The following is a 1,342-nucleotide window of genomic DNA, read 5'->3' on the forward strand; positions in this document are numbered from 1 at the left end:
GCTATACTCCCACAATTCTATGGAGCGGGTGAAGGGGATCGAACCCTCACAGCTGGCTTGGAAGGCCAGAACTCTACCATTGAGCTACACCCGCAAAGTGACTCCTAGGGGAATCGAACCCCTGTTACCGCCGTGAAAGGGCGGTGTCTTAACCGCTTGACCAAGGAGCCATAATAAACTGAGACATTTATAATGGTTGCGGAGGCAGGACTTGAACCTACGACCTTCGGGTTATGAGCCCGACGAGCTACCAACTGCTCCACTCCGCGATATTGTATTTTAACACCATAAGCTGGTGCCGAAGACCGGAATCGAACCGGTACGAAAGTATAAGTTTCGCAGGATTTTAAGTCCTGTGCGTCTGCCAGTTCCGCCACTTCGGCTTAAATGGCTCCAAGGGTGGGGCTCGAACCCACAGCCTACCGGTTAACAGCCGGTTGCTCCACCATTGAGCTACCTTGGAATATTTATAAAGAGGCGACATCCAGATTCGAACTGGAGATCAAGGAGTTGCAGTCCACTGCCTTACCACTTGGCTATGTCGCCATGAAAAATCAAATAATGGGGTGGATAAAGAGATTCGAACTCTCGGTCTCCAGAGCCACAATCTGGCGCTTTAACCAGCTAAGCTATACCCACCACATATTGGTCGAGGTGAAGGGACTCGAACCCCCGGCCCCATGGTCCCAAACCACGTGCGCTACCAAACTGCGCTACACCTCGGTATAATAATTATTTGATTTAAATGGTGGACCATCAGGGACTCGAACCCCAGACCTACCGGTTATGAGCCGGGCGCTCTAACCAACTGAGCTAATGGTCCATAAAAAGTAGCGGTAACGGGACTCGAACCTGTGACCTTTCGGGTATGAACCGAACGCTCTAGCCAACTAAGCTATACCGCCATAATTTTCAAAAAATGGTGGACCATCAGGGGCTCGAACCCTGGACACCCTGATTAAGAGTCAGGTGCTCTCCCAGCTGAGCTAATGGTCCACTATATTGGCAGGGGATGAGGGATTTGAACCCCCGAATGTATGAGTCAGAGTCATATGCCTTACCGCTTGGCGAATCCCCTATTAAAATGGTGAGCGCACAGGGATTCGAACCCCGGACACACGCCTTAGAAGGGCGTTGCTCTATCCAGCTGAGCTATGCACCCACATTAATAGTGTATTTTATGGAGCGGGAAACGAGATTCGAACTCGCGACTTCAACCTTGGCAAGGTTGCGCTCTACCACTGAACTATTCCCGCATATAAAATTGTAAAATAAACTTGGTGCGGATGAAGGGAGTCGAACCCCCACGCCAAAGGCGCTAGATCCTAAGTCTAGTGCGTCT

14 tRNA genes are annotated in these 1,342 nt (G+C 50.5%); all 14 read right to left on the minus strand.

Annotated elements, in window-relative coordinates:
* Positions 1–20: 20 nt before the first annotated feature.
* Positions 21–94: transfer RNA gene (locus tag F823_RS0110370), tRNA-Gly, on the minus strand.
* A 4-nt stretch (positions 95–98) separates the two neighbouring features.
* Positions 99–170 (minus strand) — tRNA-Glu (locus F823_RS0110375).
* A 23-nt stretch (positions 171–193) separates the two neighbouring features.
* Positions 194–269: transfer RNA gene (locus F823_RS0110380), tRNA-Met, on the minus strand.
* A gap of 24 nt (positions 270–293) precedes the next feature.
* Positions 294–383, minus strand: a tRNA-Leu gene (locus F823_RS0110385).
* 5 nt (positions 384–388) lie between these two features.
* A tRNA-Asn gene (locus tag F823_RS0110390) sits at positions 389–463 on the minus strand.
* A gap of 12 nt (positions 464–475) precedes the next feature.
* A tRNA-Cys gene (locus F823_RS0110395) sits at positions 476–546 on the minus strand.
* A 16-nt stretch (positions 547–562) separates the two neighbouring features.
* Positions 563–639 (minus strand) — tRNA-His (locus F823_RS0110400).
* A gap of 7 nt (positions 640–646) precedes the next feature.
* Positions 647–723, minus strand: a tRNA-Pro gene (locus F823_RS0110405).
* Between the two features lie 23 nt (positions 724–746).
* A tRNA-Ile gene (locus F823_RS0110410) sits at positions 747–823 on the minus strand.
* A gap of 8 nt (positions 824–831) precedes the next feature.
* A tRNA-Met gene (locus F823_RS0110415) sits at positions 832–905 on the minus strand.
* Positions 906–920: 15 nt separating this feature from the next.
* Positions 921–996, minus strand: a tRNA-Lys gene (locus F823_RS0110420).
* A gap of 7 nt (positions 997–1,003) precedes the next feature.
* Positions 1,004–1,078 (minus strand) — tRNA-Gln (locus tag F823_RS0110425).
* 7 nt (positions 1,079–1,085) lie between these two features.
* Positions 1,086–1,162 (minus strand) — tRNA-Arg (locus tag F823_RS0110430).
* A gap of 19 nt (positions 1,163–1,181) precedes the next feature.
* Positions 1,182–1,256: transfer RNA gene (locus tag F823_RS0110435), tRNA-Gly, on the minus strand.
* Positions 1,257–1,342 lie beyond the last annotated feature (86 nt).

The sequence above is a fragment of the Peptostreptococcus anaerobius VPI 4330 = DSM 2949 genome (assembly GCF_000381525.1).
In the GTDB taxonomy this organism is placed as follows: domain Bacteria; phylum Bacillota; class Clostridia; order Peptostreptococcales; family Peptostreptococcaceae; genus Peptostreptococcus; species Peptostreptococcus anaerobius.